Annotated in this window: 10 protein-coding genes; all 10 read left to right on the top strand. The window is 43.4% G+C overall.

Annotation, left to right across the window (positions count from 1 at the left end; genetic code table 11):
- Positions 1 to 91 precede the first annotated feature (91 nt).
- Positions 92 to 7,474 (top strand): Ig-like domain-containing protein, encoded by a 7,383-nt coding sequence (locus tag KJB35_RS15325; RefSeq protein WP_285358193.1) that lies wholly within the window; start codon positions 92 to 94, stop codon positions 7,472 to 7,474.
- Entirely contained in the window at positions 7,471 to 9,642 is a 2,172-nt protein-coding gene (locus KJB35_RS15320; protein WP_268206798.1) for a type I secretion system permease/ATPase, read from the top strand. The genes KJB35_RS15325 and KJB35_RS15320 overlap by 4 nt, the downstream gene beginning before the upstream one ends.
- A complete protein-coding gene (locus tag KJB35_RS15315) occupies positions 9,639 to 10,952 on the top strand; it encodes an HlyD family type I secretion periplasmic adaptor subunit (protein ID WP_047102180.1) in 1,314 nt (437 codons plus the stop codon). Before KJB35_RS15320 ends, KJB35_RS15315 begins: the two co-directional genes overlap by 4 nt.
- A gap of 15 nt (positions 10,953 to 10,967) precedes the next feature.
- The gene (locus KJB35_RS15310) at positions 10,968 to 12,281 is read left to right on the top strand and encodes a TolC family outer membrane protein (RefSeq protein ID WP_213917154.1); all 1,314 of its coding nucleotides are present in this window, start codon (positions 10,968 to 10,970) and stop codon (positions 12,279 to 12,281) included.
- Positions 12,274 to 12,894: an OmpA family protein gene (locus tag KJB35_RS15305; RefSeq protein WP_005377755.1), complete on the top strand. Its 621-nt coding sequence runs from the start codon at positions 12,274 to 12,276 to the stop codon at positions 12,892 to 12,894. Before KJB35_RS15310 ends, KJB35_RS15305 begins: the two co-directional genes overlap by 8 nt.
- Positions 12,884 to 13,726 carry a phosphate ABC transporter substrate-binding protein gene (locus tag KJB35_RS15300; RefSeq protein WP_238843118.1) on the top strand — a complete coding sequence of 281 codons (843 nt, stop codon included), beginning with the start codon at positions 12,884 to 12,886 and terminating at the stop codon, positions 13,724 to 13,726. The genes KJB35_RS15305 and KJB35_RS15300 overlap by 11 nt, the downstream gene beginning before the upstream one ends.
- Positions 13,727 to 13,903: 177 nt before the next feature.
- Entirely contained in the window at positions 13,904 to 14,677 is a 774-nt protein-coding gene (locus tag KJB35_RS15295) for a DeoR/GlpR family DNA-binding transcription regulator (protein ID WP_025766712.1), read from the top strand.
- A gap of 11 nt (positions 14,678 to 14,688) precedes the next feature.
- A complete protein-coding gene (locus tag KJB35_RS15290; RefSeq protein WP_042522861.1) occupies positions 14,689 to 15,729 on the top strand; it encodes an oxidoreductase in 1,041 nt (346 codons plus the stop codon).
- Positions 15,726 to 16,196, top strand: coding sequence for a heme-degrading domain-containing protein (locus KJB35_RS15285; RefSeq protein ID WP_053350586.1), 471 nt, complete (start codon positions 15,726 to 15,728; stop codon positions 16,194 to 16,196). Before KJB35_RS15290 ends, KJB35_RS15285 begins: the two co-directional genes overlap by 4 nt.
- Before the next feature lie 184 nt (positions 16,197 to 16,380).
- Positions 16,381 to 17,958 carry a sensor domain-containing diguanylate cyclase gene (locus KJB35_RS15280; RefSeq protein WP_005389121.1) on the top strand — a complete coding sequence of 526 codons (1,578 nt, stop codon included), beginning with the start codon at positions 16,381 to 16,383 and terminating at the stop codon, positions 17,956 to 17,958.
- Positions 17,959 to 17,981: the final 23 nt, after the last annotated feature.

Genomic DNA, 17,981 nt, shown 5'->3' with positions numbered 1-17,981 from the left:
ATTAGTTTTCTCTGCAGAGGTCAATGATGATGGTACGGTTCAAATTACTTTTTATGAAGCGATTGATCATGGTGTAGGTCAAGATGAGCTGGTGACTAACGTATTGGTTGAAAGCATTCAAAGTGATGCTGACGGTACACAAGAGACGGTTGTGGCACCGTTAACGATTACTATTTATGACTCTGATCCGGTGATTAGAGATGACACATACTCAGTCGTAGAAGATCAAACAATTACGGGCAATGTACTTGAAAATGATATTGATCTTGATGGAACACTTTATGTGAAATTTGTAGAGGCTGGCGGGGAGCAGAAGTCAATTCTAGAGGGGGGATCCGTAAGTTTTAATTTAGAAAAAGGCGAATTAACCGTATTTTCTGATGGCTCTTGGCAGTTTGATGCAGGTCGAAACCTAGATCATTCGGTCGAGCAAAGTGTTTCTTTCAGCTATTTAGCTGCAGATGACTCCCAAGACTATGGCTTGGCTAACGCGACCATTGACATTACTGATGGACAAGCAGGTTACGTAGGCAATGCGACTATAGACGTAACAGAAGTCCCTTTGGATGGCCCGATATTGAACTTTGAAGGAACTGTCAATATTGTCGCGGGATCTGACAACCCTGATCCGAGTAGTTTGTATTTCGGTGGGTCATCTATTACTAAGTTAGAAGCATTAGGGCTTACAAGCTCAGTCTCTGATAATGAGCTTAGCTACACGTTAAGTTCCAGCGGAAAGCAAATTACAGCATTTGCGAATGGTGTCACTGTATTTACGTTAACATTGAGTGGCGTTGAGTCGGGTAACGATGTATTAGCTTCAATTTCGCTTACTCTTGAGCACCCTATCGATCAATTCAATAGCAGTGATACGGTCACTTTCCCGTTGACCATTGGTGGCGTAGATTTAGATGCCACACCGCTTGTAGAGAATGAAATTGACTATGTTCTAAAGGATGGCGCAGACCCAACTTTAAATAATTTGAATGGGGTAGAAGTAAAAGAATCTGATCTCGCAAATGGAAGTGTGTTGAGCTCAGGGAATTTTCAAGTTGAGGTTGGCAGTGATTACCTCGAATCTTTGTCGTTCATCGTCTCTGAACAACCCTTGTTGACGAGTGGTGAACAAGTTGTGCTTTATCAAGTCTCTGCGGATGGCAAAACACTTGATGGTTATATTCTTGACGAAGATGGGCAAACTCAGATTCCCATCTTTCAAGCTACCCTCAATGCTTCATTACCTATTGATGCAAATAGCGACATTACCTACTCCTTTGAGCTTTTTCAGGCTCTCGACCAACAAGAAAATACTGATCCAAACGTGCCTCTCGTTGTTACTGCAATGGACTCAGACCAAGATAACACGTCGGTCGTTTTAGACATTAATGTGATGGATAACGACAATGGACAAGTGCTAATCAATAGTGGCAATGTCGAGTTGACCGAAACACCTGTCGATACAAACATTGCTCCTGATGGGGTTTCAGCCATAGCGAATACGGATGTGATAGTTACGTCATCATTCGATCCGATTGTGTATCTGGGTGTTGACATAAATGATGGAGATATTGTCAAAACTACGCTTGGTGATGCTGTTACTTATAACGGAGAGGCTGTCACTTGGTACGATAACAATGATGGAAGCTTTGACGCAATTTCAGACACTGGAGACGTTGTATTTAGGGTCACGTTACCTAGTGACTTCTCTTTGCCATCAAATGATACGTCTACCGTTAATGTAACTGTAGAGCTTTATCACTCGCTTGACCATGTTTTAGGTGATGGGACGCAATTGTCGATCTCTATGCCCATCGTGGCGAGAGATTCTGATGGAAGCGAGATCTCTACGGAGTCCAACATACTGGTCTATGATGGCTTGTTTCCGGAACTAGTAATTACAGAGGGAATCACAGTCAATGAAAGCGGGTTGAATGATGATTCGCTTGATTCTGGCATCGAGGGCTCGTCACCATCCATTACGCTATTACAAGGTTCAGACTCTATCGCCAGTGTGAGCGTGAATATCGATATGTTCAATGCGCTCGGCTATAAAACAAGTAGTGGTAGCCTGGTTTCGCTTGATTCACCGGACTCGAATGGTTGGTTATATGCAAGAGATGAAAGCGAGCAAGACGTCTTTAGAATTAGATTTAATACCGATGGGACTGTCGAGTTTGATCTATACCGTGCACTTGAACACGATGAACCTGACGGTGTTCCAGCGGACGAGAACACATTAGAACTCAGTTTTTCAATTTATGCCGTTGATAAGGATGGCGACCAGTCTGAAGCTGAGACATATACCGTTAGTGTAGTAGATGATATCCCTGAAGACACAAGCTCACCAATAGAAATTGAACTTACCGAGGGGGATGAGTTTTCGGGAAACTGGTTTAGCAATAATGCCGACTTAATCAGTTCAGATGGCACGTTGATTTCAAGTTTGACCTATGCAGGTGAAACATACGATACGGCGAGTTCGGTATTTAGCAATGATGCTTGGACCATCGATTTAATCAATAGTAGTGATGGTAACTTAAAATATGGAACGCTGACTATTGCTCAAGATGGGACATTTACGCTAACTACCGAGCTTATTGTTAATACGCCTGTAGGTGGTTTGCTTGATGATCTAACGATAACTGTGACGGATGCAGACGGTGACCAAGCAAGCAGTGAAGCTCAATTAATTCTTGATGATGCCAGGGGTTTTATTCGAACCGTTAATGTAGATACGTTAGAAGATAATGGCGCGAATAATAGTGGAGACCCCACGCCAGTCGCGTTACCGATTAGAGTTTCTCCTGGGGATACGGAGAATAATGAGCGTGTTGAAGCGATAAGGATCTCTGTTGAATCTCTACAAGGAGGGGCTCTGTTTTTAGACGGAGTGCGCCTTGAAGATGATGATAATGACGGATTTATTAGTCTTTCTGGTACAGAGCTAATGGGGGTGGGTATATTCACCGTTCCAAATGGTGATCTCACTTATCAACCAGCGCTAAACCTGTCGGGCAACACTATCAAAGTTTCGTTAGCAGTGTCTGCATTAATCGTATCTGATGTCGAACCAGATGGTTTTGTATTACAAGGCAATAACACGTTAAATGTTAACGTCTTACCGGTTGCAGATTTGCCAGAGTGGTCTAATGATTCGGACTTTTCTTATCAAAGTGTTGAAGATTCCGCTGAATCACTTTCGCTCAATATTGTCGCTGAAAAGTTTGACCAAGACGGTTCTGAAACGCTCCACTACCAAATTTCGAATATTCCAGATGGACTTATATTAACACTTAACGGAAGTGCTATTGAGGAAGGGAAATCGTATAGCCAATCCGAGTTAGATCAAATTGAAATCACATCTAACGAAAACTTAGCCGGAAGATTTACTTTTGATGTAACGGCAGTAACGACTGAGTCGGGTAGTGTGTTTGCCGATGAGCAAGATAAAACAGCGGAGATCACTGAGCAAGTTGTTATCGATATATCTCCAGATGCCGATGTGCCTGCGCTGACCGTTAAAAACATTCAGGGGCTTGAAGACCAAGCGATTGACTTAAAAGAGTACATCTTAGGGCGGCTCACTGACACAGATGGCTCGGAGTCTCTGTCTTATCGCATAGAAGTTCAAGATGGTTGGACATTGCCTGTCGGAGCTGGGATTACGCTTATCGGTATTAATACCTACCTAGTGACCTCCAATGCTCTAGCCAATTCGGAGGCGTTACTTCAACCAAAATCGGATATCAGCTCATTTACTGAATCTCTATCCCTTCAAGTAACCGCCATTTCAACAGAGTCGACTATTGATGGCTTAGCACCTCTTAATGAAACCGCCGAGAGCCAATCTGCAACCATTGACATTAAGCTAAAAGGCGTGGTCGATGAACCAATTGTCCTAGATGGTGGACAGGGGAATTGGCAATATGATCAAGCGACTAAAGTAATTAGTAATCTCTCTACGTTAGACGAAGATAACCTGATACAACTGGATTTTATCATCCAGACATCAGACGACGATCTATCAGAAGAAATTAATATCTTGCTTCAGAACATCCCTTTGGGAACACAACTGACAGATGTAAATGGTGACCCTATTGCTCTTCCAATTGCTTACGTGGACCCAATAACGGGGCCAGTTTATCAGGTCTCAAACGCTGTTCTTGAAAACACTTACCTCAAAACAGAGCAAGATTTTAGTGGAACACTGAGCATGGATGTTATCGTCGTTTCAACAGAGCCGGATGGTGATTCTGCTGAAACCCCTCTTAAAGTGGAAATGGAAATCTCCCCTATTGTTGATCAAACTGACGGCCAAGAATTACAAAGCAATGGTATTGAGGACAATTTCATCACACTAAATCTTGAGCCTGTCGTTAATCAAGATATAGATTCTAGTGAGTCCTTGACAGGATACACCATTGTATCCATTCCAGATGGCTTAACACTTTACTTTGATGGTAATGCAGTAGAGGAAAGTAACTTACCGTTAGAACTCAATGAACTACTTGATGGTAGCTCGGCAACATTATCTGAGTTGTTAAACAGTGGACGAATCACTGTAAAAGCTAATGAAGACCTAAGTGGGACATTTAGCCTGGAAGTTCAGTACGAAGTGACAGACACGTCTCCGACGATGGAGACTGATGTAAAGGCAATCCATGGCTCTTTGAGCGTCGTGGTTTCTGGCAAAGTGGATATTGGTAATGAAGATATTGACAAAACACGTTTAGAAGGCGCGACTGAAGTATTCACAAGTACGGATGGGTCTGCTGTCGACGTGAGTGGAGGCATTACATTTACAGAAGCGGATATTGATGGTTCAGAGTATCTCAATTACATCGTTTTACAGATACCGCAGGGTCAAGACCTCATTGTTACTCATCCGAACGGTGCTTCTCAAGATGCCGATGGGAACTGGCTGATTCCAATGGAAGGAATCACAAGTGATAGCGTGTTGGAAACCGCTCAAGATTTGCTTGCTGGCGCATCGATTTATAGCCCATCTAATACAGAGATACTTGATGTGAATGTGTTAGCGTATGTTCGAGATGGAACGGATGCTCAATACATCACAGGTCAGTTCCAAATTCAAATTACTGGCCATGAAGGAGATGGAGACCAGTGTGCTGATCCTGGTGAACCAGGAAGCGTTCAAAGTGGGGATATTGTAGGTAAAGAAGGTGAAGATGTCTCAATTGGGGCGTTTTTAAACCCTGATGTAGCGAGTAGTGATGGTAACTTAGTTTCCTTCTTTGTCGCCGCAGATTCTTTACCTGAAGGAGTCGAGCTTACTGGCGAAGGTGTGATACCTGCTTATGATAATGCGGGCAATCTGTTAGGTTATTCAATTTCTAGCGCCGGATTGTCTTCCTTGACGCTTACTGGCGTGGATGAGGACTTTGCTGGTTGCATTACTTTCAATTTAGAAGTGACAGAAACGGCCCCATGCGATGGTGACTCGAAAACAACCTCTCAGACCATTACGGTACAAATCTCTCCTGTTGTCGATGATATCGCGATAGCACCAAGCGAAGTTACGGTTCAAGAAGATACTATAACCAACCTGAATCTTGCTCTTGTATTGGGCGATAGCGAAGGGCCAATGCAGTCCATTACTGGAGAAGGTGACGCAGCGACTGGCCTTGAAAGTGTCAATTGGGTTTCTTTATCTGTGTCTGACGAGAATGCGCGGTTTACTGCCGTGGACCCGAGCCTACTCATTGACAACGGTGATGGAACATGGGTAGTGACAGATGTTACGCGTCTAAACGAAATTCAGCTAATCCCACCTGAAAACTACAGTGGAGAGCTTGTTATTTCCGTTGACGCAAACATTACTGATGAAGTCACGGGAAGTTGTTTAAGTACTGACAGTGCGAAAGATACTCAAACTAAATCAACAGAAGTTACCGTTACCGTTGCCCCAGTGGTTGATAAAGCGGTTCTGGAAACAGAAGACGTAGTTGGTGATGAAGATAATTATATTTATTTAGGGAACTTATCTGCATCATTAATCGATCAAGATGGTTCTGAGTCGATGTCTTTGGTCATGACAGGAGTGCCAGACGGAGCCGTGTTGGTTTGGGACAATAATGGGACGTTCGAATTACTCCCTGATAACGGTTCAACGGATGGTGAGAGCAAGGAGTGGCAGCTAACTCAAGCACAACTTGATAAGGTTTATTTTCTACCGCCACTAGATTTTAGTGGGGATATTTCACTAACACTGCAAGCTATTACCCAAGAGTCTGGATCAAACGACTATAACTATACCACTTCTCAGTTCAACGTCGGCGTAAAACCGATTGGCGACGATGTATCGTTGAATACAACCTCTAACACGTTCACTGGAGATGAAGGTGATTCCATTTCGATTGACTTTTTAGCGAGCGGTTTTGAAACAAATAGCAACGAATATATAGAAGTGTCGATGTTGATCAAAGCAAGCTCTGAACCCTCTGCATTGGAAGGCTTAGGTAGGATTCGTATTGGAACTCAATTCTCATCCTTTACCTTCGATGACGCGGGCAATGCCGTGGCGACGGTATTAGTGCGAGCAAATGAAGTGTCAGGTTTGGAGTTCGTTCCGAAGGATGCATTTGGAACGATGGATGTTGCTCTCAATGTTAGAACGTTTGATCAAGCGATAGTGTCAGAGACACTCGAAACCGATTTTGGAGATGTGCAAACTACCGATCTAACCATTGTTGTTACCCCTGAAGCTGATGAGCCAACACTAACGGCCGATTATCAATCTATTGTGTCTGAAGCGTCTGGGAGTATTCCTTTGGGGTTGAGCATGAATTTAGTCAATCCTGCACCCGAAGAGTTTGGAAGTGTGGAGATTCGCGGATTACCAACAGATCTAGAGTTGAGTCATGGTGAAAGATTGAACGGCTTTTATACTGTTGATCAAGAGGATGTCGCTGATCTTTCCATCGTTGGCGGGTTTAGCGGTGCAAGTGATTTTACGTTGTCGATAAAACCGATTGCAACACTGGGTGCTACAGTCGCAGAAGGTGCTGCTCAGACAGTCAATGTTGCCTTAGTGGAAGAGGGTGACCAAACATTACTTGCGACAGATGCTAATGATTTGCTTATTGGAGGAAGTGGCAGCGATGTATTCGAGTTTGACAGTTCAGGGCTCGGTAACGAGTTAAAGCCCTCGTACGATGTGATCAACGACTTCCAAATATCCGTTATTGGTGATGATAATGACACAATTGATATCGCCTCGATAATCACCGCTACCTCGATAACAGAAGTCGATAATAAGCTCGATTTAACAGAGAATGATGATGGCGTAACGCTTCACATAAAACCAGAAGAGACGGGGACAAAACAACAGATTCTTATGCAGGGCGTCACTCTCGATCAGCTTTACAAAGGTGACTCGACTGGCGTAGCCGAAGAAAATGTCTTACAGAAGATGATTGATGACAACAACTTGCTAGTAGGTGGTATGTCATGAAGCATCACTCATCCTCATCAAGTGAGCTGACTAACGATCCTTGGGGGCATTCGTTAACTTGGTTGATGCGTTATTTTGAGGTTAGACACCATACAAAAAAGGTGCTTTCTGGATTACCTCTTGTTGGGGGTAGATTGGATGTTGACTTATTCATCAGAGCCGCTGAGCGAGCCGATCTTGAACTCACATTAATCGATTTAAAATCCACCGCAATGTTGAGCTTTCCATTGGTGGTAATCAATAGGAAGACGTTACAACCCGCTATTATATCTGAGCGACATAACAGCGATTATCAAGTCACGTTATTTAGTGAAGATCAAGGTGAAACGCAATACGTCACGAGCGAGGAACTGCATAATCGATTCCAGCCTCAAGCATGGCAAGTTTCTATGCGTCCAGAGCTGGACAAACGGATAAGTTCTATTCAAGCGGATTATAATGAACATTGGCTTTTCGCCGTAGTGAAAGAAATGTCTCCGTGGTATCGAGATCTTTTGATTGCCTCTTTCCTTATCAATACGCTAGCGCTAGTTATTCCGCTTTTCACTATGAACGTTTACGATCGTGTAGTGCCTAATCAAGCTTTCAGTACATTATGGGTTTTGGTCGCTGGTGTCTCCGTCATCATTATTTTTGATTGGCTATTGCGTAAAGCAAGGGGAGTTGTCACTGATACCGCGGGTAAGTACATCGATAACAAGCTTTCTTCGATACTTTTTTCTAAAGTTATGGGGATGAAACTTGAACACCGTCCTGCATCAGTCGGTGCATTCGCTCGACAACTACAAGATTTTGATAGTGTTCGCGATTTTTTTACTTCTGCATCTCTTGTGACCTTAGTTGATCTCCCATTTACGTTGTTATTTTTAGTCTTAATAGGTTGGCTAGGTGGGGCAATGATGTTCATACCTATTGCCGTCATGTTTACCCTGCTGATCCTTGGCTTTGCGGTAAAAGCAAAAATAGAACAATCACATACGGAAAGTGCTGCACTATCCATGAAGCGACAAGCTCACTTGTTTGATTCATTGTCCTCTTTAAAAGAGATTAAGCAAAATAACGCTACGGGAGAAGCACAAAAGCGTTGGGAGCAAACGGTATCCATGCTTTCTGATTGGCAAAATCAATCGCGAAACTATTCGAATATCGTTGCTTACTCCATTCAATCTAGCCAGCAGATAATTACCGTAATGTTACTTGTAACAGGCGTGTACAGAATTTCTGAGGGATTGCTCAGCATGGGGGGGCTCATTGCTATTGTCATGCTTAGCGGTCGTGCTGCAGGGGCGATTAACCAGTTAGCTATGCTGTTACTTCGCTATCAACAGACAAAAACAGCGGTTGAAGGCTTAAATTCTATCATGTCTTTACCTCAGGAGGTGCAACGCAGTCAGGTCATTACGTCTGCCGAATTTACAGGGAATATACGTTTAGAAAACGTGAGCTTCCAATACCCAGATGTTGATATGCCATGTTTGAGAGATATTAATCTTACTATCAAGCAAGGCGAACGCGTTGGCGTTATTGGTAGTGCAGGAGCCGGAAAGTCTACACTCCTTTCTATTATTACCAATCAACTCAGTACCTTACAGGGTAGCGTTTATTTTGATGACATTGACAGTCAGCTTTGGTCCGCCGAATTGATAAGAGAGAAAACGGGTTGGGTTGGCCAAGATTCGCATCTTATATACGGCAGCATTATGGAAAACATAGTATTAGGACATCATGTTATTGATCAAGAACGTTTACGCCGTGCGATAGAATTATCGGGTTTGAACCAGTACATGAGTCGCCTTCCTCATGGTCTAGAAACGCAAGTCGGAGAAGGAGGGCGTTATTTGTCGGGGGGGCAAAGGCAAGCTGTAGCGATTTCAAGAGCTTTTTATCGAAACCCAGCAGCATTAATTTTAGACGAGCCAACCAGTTCCTTAGACCAGCCTGCTGAGAATGCATTGTTTAATGCTCTCAAATCGTTGCCGCACTCGACGACGATGATTATTAGCTCTCATAAACATTCCTTATTATCGCTTTGTGATCGAATTGTTGTGCTTGATAAAGGCACAATTTTGAGGGAAGGATCGCCCCAAGAAATTTTTGCTAAACAACAGTCTAACGCGAAAACGAACAGAGTACGCGCAGTATCAATTGTACGCGAAGGAGGTCAATGATGAGCACAGTTCGTTGGAGTAATGCTCATTTAGCAAACCGTTCGAGAACGTTGATTTGGTTGTCTGCCGCGTTAGTGCTAAGTGTGATTATTTGGGCCTCGTGGGCGAGGTTAGACGAAGTGGTTGTCGGCGAAGGAAAGGTTGTTCCTACTTTGTCTGTTCAGACGATTCAGAGCTTAGAGGGAGGCATTCTAAAGGAGTTACTTGTCATGCCTGGTGAAAGCGTCACTAAGGGGCAAACCATCGCTATTCTGGATGATACAAGGTTTAAGTCGACCTATTCGGAGACCTCTGAACAAGTTGAATCTTTGCTCGCCAGAAAGCAGAGGCTTCAAATTGAATTAGAAACGGTAAAAGTGAATAGCCTCCAACTGGATTGGAAACAACAAGTGAGTATCGAGCCTCAGACATTTGATATTTCGATGACCGGCCACTCTGCCTATCTGAATGCCAAAGCAAACTATCTTGAGCGGTTGAGCCAACTGGAGTCTGAGCTGGAGGAGGCTAAATTGCGAATTGAGCAACAATCGCAAGCTTATCTAGATACCTTGAATACCATTCAAACACTAAAAAGCAGTCTGGTTATTGTCTCGAAAGAGCGAGATATGCTGAGAGAGGTGGTTTCTAGTGGCGCGGTAGCTGAAGTGGAATTATTAAAACTGAATAGAGACGTTATAAAGCTCAAAGGAGACATCGCGAGTTCACAAGCTGCTGCCCAAAAGCAAAGGGCTGTGTATTCTGAATCCATCGCAGATTATCGTGGTACTGCGCTTGCTTTTAGGGCAGAGGCACAAGGGCAGCTCAATGAAGTTGTGACGCAACTAGCGCAGCTCAATGAAAGTCGTCAGGCGATTGCGGATCAGTTGAATCGAACGCAGTTACTTTCTCCGGTCGATGGAACCATCAAAGATGTTTTTGTCAGAACCATCGGAGGTGTGGTTAAGCCGGGTGAGCCTATTTTAGAAATAGTCCCTCGTAATAGCACGTTAATCGTTGAAGCGAGAATTTCTCCTCAGAATATCGCCTTCATAAGGCCAGGCCTGCCGGCAACGGTAAAGTTGTCTGCCTATGACTTTGTCATTTACGGAGGCCTAGAAGGAGAAGTGACCTACGTAAGCGCCGATGCACTTCAAAATGAAGAGGGCAATGCCTACTACCGTGCCAACGTTACTTTCAAGGTTGATGATAAGTTTACGATCATCCCGGGAATGCAGGTTGTGGTAGACATTCTTACAGGAGAAAAAACAGTACTGAATTATTGGTTAAAACCTATATTACGTGCGAAAGAGAATTCGCTCAGAGAAAGATAGACATAAGGATATAAGATGCGGCTTAAATCAACGTTATTGGTCTTGTTTGCAGTATCATCGTCGCCAAACGCTTTGACTTTAGAAGAGTCAGTGACGTTATCTCTCGATAGCTCCCCAAGTTTGCTTGCTCGCTATTCTCGCTATGAGTCGATGGTACGAGACCGAAATGCCATAAATGGTTCATTTCTTCCTCAGGTTAATTTGTATGCAGCAGCAGGGTACGAAGGTACTCGATATAACAACGGAAACTACATCGACAGTGAAGATAGAACATTAGAAAGAACGGAGATGGGCGTAAGAATCTCCCAACTGTTATTTGATGGATTTAAAACAAGTGCTGACGTTGATCGCTTATCTTACGAGGCTGAAGCTGAACGCTTGGGCTTATTGGCATCTGCGGAAAATGTCGCATTAGATACTGTCAGAGCGTATGTGGACGTTTTACATGCCCGAGAGTTGATGAAACTGACAGAAAGAAACCTAAGTGAACACCAAGAGATCTACCGTTTCATTCTAGATAAAAAAGAAAAAGGTTTAACCAGCAACTCCGACTTAGCGCAAGTTTCTTCGCGTGTCGCGACAACACAGTCCTCATTGATTGCCGCCCAAAACAATCTTTCCGATGCTAGAACAAGATTTGTACGTTTAGTTGGTCGAGCGCCGCAAAACTTAGTTGAGCCTGTTTACCCGCAGGAATTGCTTCCGAATAAGCTTGACGAAGCACTCAAACAAGCGGTTAGGTTGCACCCATCCATACAGTCGGCGATGAAAGATTTAGAGGCAGCTCGACATGAAGTAAAAAGAGAAAAGGGGGGTTACTACCCAGAGCTCAAGCTTGAGCTGTCAGCCAACAAAACAGACAACGTGGATAATATTGAAGGCATTAACGAAGATGCAAAGGTTATGCTGACGGTCAACTACGATCTTTTTAACGGCTTTTCTACAGACTCCCGAGTGGAGTCATCCGCCTGGAGAGTTGAGGAGGCGAGGGCTATTCGAGCAAATGCAGAACTAGATGCGAATGAAGGTGTAAGGCTGGCATGGGACGCACATACATTGCTTCAACAGCAAATGGAGTTTTTAAAAGTCAACGTTGATGCGGCGAAAGTAACTGAATTAGGGTACATCCAGCAGTTCAATGTAGGGCGACGCAGTTTGTTAGATGTATTAGATGCCAAAGTTGAAACGTTTGTTGCGAGACGGAACTACACCCGAACAAAGTACGATCATTTGGTTGCCACTTACCGTTTATTCAACTCGATGGGGATTCTGACTTATGCGTTGCGAGTTGAGTATCCAGAGAACTGGAAGGAGAACAATAATGGATAAATTCGCAGTGACGAGTCTTCTAGTTTTCATGTTAGCGGGCTGTGCTGAATCACCGGATACGACGTTGACCACTTACCAGTACAACGACCTTAAAGACAATGATAGTGATGGTGTGATAAACCAACGAGATAACTGCGCAGATACGCCAAAAGGTGTCGTTGTTGACAGTGAAGGTTGTGCGAATTGGGTCAACGACTCGCAGACACACCTGATCAGTTTTTTCTTTGCGATGGATGAGCATCAGGTAACGCCATCTCATGATATGCCGCTAAGCGAGTTGAAAGCACTGCTTCAGAGTAACCCAAATGCGCAAGTCATACTGATAGGAGACACAAGCCCTGAAGCGTCACTCGAATACAACAAAGCGTTGGCAAAGAAAAGGACGGCAGCTATACGAGAATTGCTAGTGAGAAACGGCATTCAAGATAATCGAATTGAAGAGCAAGAGTTTTATCAGAATACGGCATTGACGGTACAACTAAAAAAACGGGAAAGGCGCACAATTGCTGTTGTAAACACGAAAGCTGAAAGTACTGAACAAGCGTGGACTATATTTAGTTCGGACAGCGAGTTGACACCTAATTCGAAGTTGGAGTTGAATTATGAAAATTAAAGTCTTGCCTTTATTTGCTCTAGCTTCATGTTTGATTTCACCGCTGGCATTTGCTGACTCTGAGGCTCGAACATCGATTTTTGTCGAACCAGAGATACTAGAAACGATAGAAACATTGATAGATGAGCCAAGTGTAAATGTAGCGCTTGCATCTCAGTCTGGTGGTTTTAACGACATGCTAAATGACGGGACCTCTATTGCGATCACATCTAAGAAATGGTCAGATGAAAACATCTCTCGATTTCAACGAGAAAGAGGCCACAGGCCTATACGTTTGTTTTTAATGGCAAACGCTATTGTCGTAATCAATAGTCAAAAGAGTACGGTAGATAGTGTTTCCGTTAGTGAATTGAAACGCTGTGATGCAAATACGTATGCTTTCGGGGAGATGCGTTTAAGTAACCCAGATGTGAGCTCTAATGGTTGTCAATCATCGATTCAAATGCTTGATGAAGACCGATTGAAACGGGCTTTAAGCGACGACTTTTTAGCCAAAGCTTATATGCGATACTCCGATTTTAAATACTCAGAACAGTGGTCGAGCTACAAGGCTCTCTCCGTTCATCATAACGATGACTCATGCTCTTTGAGCACAGATTGCATCTATTCTCTTCGCTATCCATTTTCCGTGGTCTATTACGTTTATATAAATAAACAATTCGACACTAATCAGAAGATCAAAAAATCAAAGCTATTTGAACTCCTTACAACCGACAACAATACACAACAGGTACGAAATGCTGGGTTTATTCCACTACCAAAAGCGCTTATTAAAATAAATAGGGTGAAGTTAGGGCTAGATGAGCCAGTTGTTTTAAACGGGTATAAATAAACTTCATACGCCTAACTATGTGGGCTTGAGTGAACGTACCGCTCTAGGAAGTTTGCCTTGCTGCTCATTTATCTTTGGTTAACCTTTGGTCAATTGAGTTGGTTGTAAGTGGTTTTGTTGGTAATTTTTCTATTATTGTGGCAAGTTTACTTAAAACCACTTAAGTGAATTTAAGTTATGACACAAGAAGAAAGACTCGTAGCACTCAGAGCGAAGCTGGAGCAGCAAAACAAAGTAACGTTGTCTGAAGTTTGTGAGTACTTTGGTATCTCGCGAGATTCAGCTCGTCGAGACTTAGTTAAGTTGAGTCAGCAACCTGGGTTACAAAGAATACGAGGTGGTGTCATGCTTGCGCCGATCTCTTCCCATACCGAGGCATACGCGAGTCGACCCGTGAGTGACGTTAAACATCGACTAGCTCAAGCTGCCGCAGCGTTGTTGGATGAGCGCGACCATCTTGTTATTGATACCAGCACCATTTTGTCTCTGCTCCCACTCTATGCAGGAAAAGCACATTGTGGAGAAAACAAGCTCAACGTCGTCACTAACAGCATTGATGTACTGACCGCTGCTGAAACAAACGACACAATGGACGTTTATTTCTTAGGCGGACACTTTGACCCTTATGCCAGAGCAGTTTTAGGGGCGCAAGCAGAGCAGCAAATGCAGCAGTATCACGTGAACAAAGCGTTCATTGGCGTGTGTGCATTGACATCCCGAGGGCTGACAACAAATAGTTTGTTAGAAGCAACAATGAAACAAGCGATGATTGCTCAAGCTCAGCAGGTCATCGTCGTTTGTGAATCCCGAAAAATTGGTAGCGACAATTTCCACCACGTATGTGATTTGTCAAAGATCGACATCATTATTACCGATCATCCCCCTCAATCAGATTTTCAACAACTCCTCGATCACAATGATATTGAATGTATTGTTGTATCACCGAAATAAGGAATCTTACAATGGCTTACGATCCCGTAAAAACCGCTGTGATTGGTTACGGATATTCAGCAAAAACGTTTCATTTACCCTTCATTAAAGCGCTACCAAATTTAACGCTGAGCGCGATAAGCTCTCGTCAACAGGAGGCGGTTCAAAATGATTGGCCAGATGCTAAGTGGTTTTCTGATGCGAATACTTTACTCGATGATAGTGATGCAGAGCTCGTAATCATTACTGCGCCAAATGACGTACATTACGAACTTGCAAAGCGTGCGTTGAACAATGGGAAACACGTCATCGTCGAGAAACCGTTTGTTACTCGTATAGAAGACGGTAATGAACTTATCGCCTTGGCGGAAGAGAAAGGTCTAGTGCTGAGCGTTTTTCACAATAGACGTTGGGATGGAGATTTTCTCACGGTTAAATCTCTTATCGAACAAGGTAAGTTAGGTGATATAAAGCTGTTTGAGTCACACTTTGACCGTTACCGCCCTGAAGTTCGTCAACGATGGCGAGAGCAGGCTCAAGATGGCGGTGGTATTCTATTCGACCTTGCTCCTCATCTTCTCGATCAAGCATTGGTGTTGTTTGGCTTGCCAGATGCGATAGACGCACAATGTCGAATGATGCGTCCGGGCGCGACGACGATTGATTATTACAACTTGATACTTCATTACCCTGAGCATATTGTGCACTTGCATTCAAACTTGTATAGCCCAGAGCCGAATCTCCGCTACAAAGTATTGGGTACGGAAGCTAAATATGAAAAGTTCGGATTAGATCCTCAAGAGGGCTACTTAAAAGAAGGCCGTTTGCCGGAAAACGATGCTTGGTCGGAAGAAGATGAGGTGTTATACGGCGTCCGTTACGACGAAGACGGTGCGCAAACTATCAAAACGGAGAGAGGCGAGTACCAAGCTTACTTTGTTGGTGTGGCAGACGCCATTCGTTTGGGCACTGATAACCCGGTTCCTGCCGCTCAAGCAGTACAGAATATCGCTCTGATTGAGATGGCATTGGAAAGCAGTAAAACGGGTAAAACGATTCAGGTGAAACCATGAGTTTGACGCTTGAACTCGTGGCCCTGCAAGAGCATGAACTTCAGTTGGCGGAATTTAATCACCATATTGCGTGGTCTATCGGCCTCGCTCTAAAAGAAGAGGCTGAAGCTCGCGGCGCGGCTGTTGCTATTGAGGTTTACGGCTTTGGACAAACGCTATTTCAATACGCGATGGCAGGAACCTGCGCTGATCATTTAGATTGGGTCCGTAGGAAGCGAAACTCAGTATTAAGGTATGGCCACAGCTCTTACTATCTTTCTCTGTACAACAAGCAAAAGCAACGTGATTTCGAAAATCAGCCTCATCTCGATGCTCGTGAGTACTGTGCTCATGGTGGCGCGTTCCCAATTCGGCTTTCTGGGTCTGGTTTGGTTGGGGTCGTGACGGTATCGGGTTTACCGCAGTTAGATGATCATCAGCTAGTTGTGGATATATTAAAAACGATGATAGAGACAAAACCCTCTTAAACGCCAAATATGAAAGTAGCACGGTTCTTTATCGTGCTACTGAATTCTCTTTTTAGCTCATAAAGTGTTCTTTAATGTGAGCAAATATTAACATTGATCCCAACTTACTACCTGAAAATCAAATCAATTTCATATAACCTATACGCTCATTCATATAGAAAGCCTTCAAAGTTGGCCATTGGCAATGTCTTTTAGAAGAAAAGAAAAACTCAATCTTAGAAATCTTATTGTCACCCTATGTGTGTTCAGTGTGCTTGTCACTTTGATCAACGCATTCTACTCGATTTATCGTGTTCAAAGGGATCTCATCATCAATAACACGTTAGAATCAAACCGTGTTTACGCCCAAAAAATGTCTGAAATGACAGACTCTTTCATAGAAAGCTCAATGTCGCAGCTAAAATACAGTGCGAACGTGCTAAAAGACAAGATGCATGACGCTCAGCTTCTTGATAAAGAGGCTGAGAGATTAAGAACGCAAACCAAATCATTTAACTCTGTGGTTGTCGTTAATGCAAAAGGGGTTATTATTTCCGTATCACCTGAAACACTTCAGGTGAAAGGTGTAAGGTTAGTGGGTGAAAGAAAACGCCAATCTTTAAACGCTCAAGCACCAGTTGTTACTGAACCATTTATATCGCCCGCTGGAAATTACTTGTTAACCATCTCATACCCTATATTTTCTCAATCTAATGAATATTTAGGTTATATCGGCGGCACTATTTATCTAGAAAAAGAAAATATTCTCGCAGAGTTACTCAGCCAGCACGCATACAAAGATGGTTCTTTCCTTTACGTTGTCGATGAGAGTAACACTCTGATTTATCACCCAGATCAATCGAGGGTTGGTGAAGTAATCGACGATAATGAAGCAATCAAAGCGGTGACGATGGGGCAGAGCGGCAACAAAGAAATTGTTAACTCTCGCGGCGTCGAAATGCTTGCTGGTTATGCGCCAGTAAAGTCATCAGGATGGGGAATTGTTGCTCAGCGCCCGAAATCGATGACGTTATCTGTGCTAGATGAACAGATGTGGAATGTTTTCCTTAAGTCGATTCCAATTGGTTTATTAACTTTGTTGCTAATTTGGTTCTTGTCCCTTCTTATTTCTAGACCACTTTGGCAGTTAGCGGGTGCTGTGCGAGGTGTCGAAGAACATTCATCATCTATCGATGATCTCAAACTGGTTAAGTCTTGGTATTTTGAGGTCTCACATTTGAAGCTTAGTTTTCTTAAAGCATTTGGTATCGTGTCAAAAACCATTGATAAGCTGCAACTGGATACATTAACAGATTCGATGACTGGATTATTGAATCGACGTGGATTAGATAAAGTTCTTGGTTTGTTTAAGCAGGAAAATACCGCGTTCTCTGTTTTGGCGCTAGATATTGACCACTTTAAGAGCGTAAACGATAACTATGGCCATGACGTGGGTGACAACTTACTTAGAGAGTTTGCGCAGTTAATGAAAGACCAAGCTCGCTCTAATGATCACCTGTGTCGTTCTGGCGGTGAAGAGTTTATGATGTTTTTGGAAAAAACAGACGTAAACCACGCTATGGATGTTGCAGAGCGTATTAGACACAACGTGGAACAACATGACTTTCAGGTGGTTGGTAAGGTCACGGTTTCGTTGGGCGTTTCTCACTGGAAAGGCAATGACACACCAATTGAAGCGGTAATGAAAGACGCCGATAATGCACTGTATAAAGCGAAACATAATGGAAGAAATAGAACGGAGTTGGGTGACGACGCACAATAGATATTGCGCTTTATGCTGAACAT

It is taken from the genome of Vibrio sp. D431a (assembly GCF_030248655.1).
Classification (GTDB): Bacteria; Pseudomonadota; Gammaproteobacteria; order Enterobacterales; family Vibrionaceae; genus Vibrio; species Vibrio alginolyticus.
Note: the sequence above shows the minus strand (reverse complement) of the source record. Positions and strands in the feature narration are given on the sequence as shown.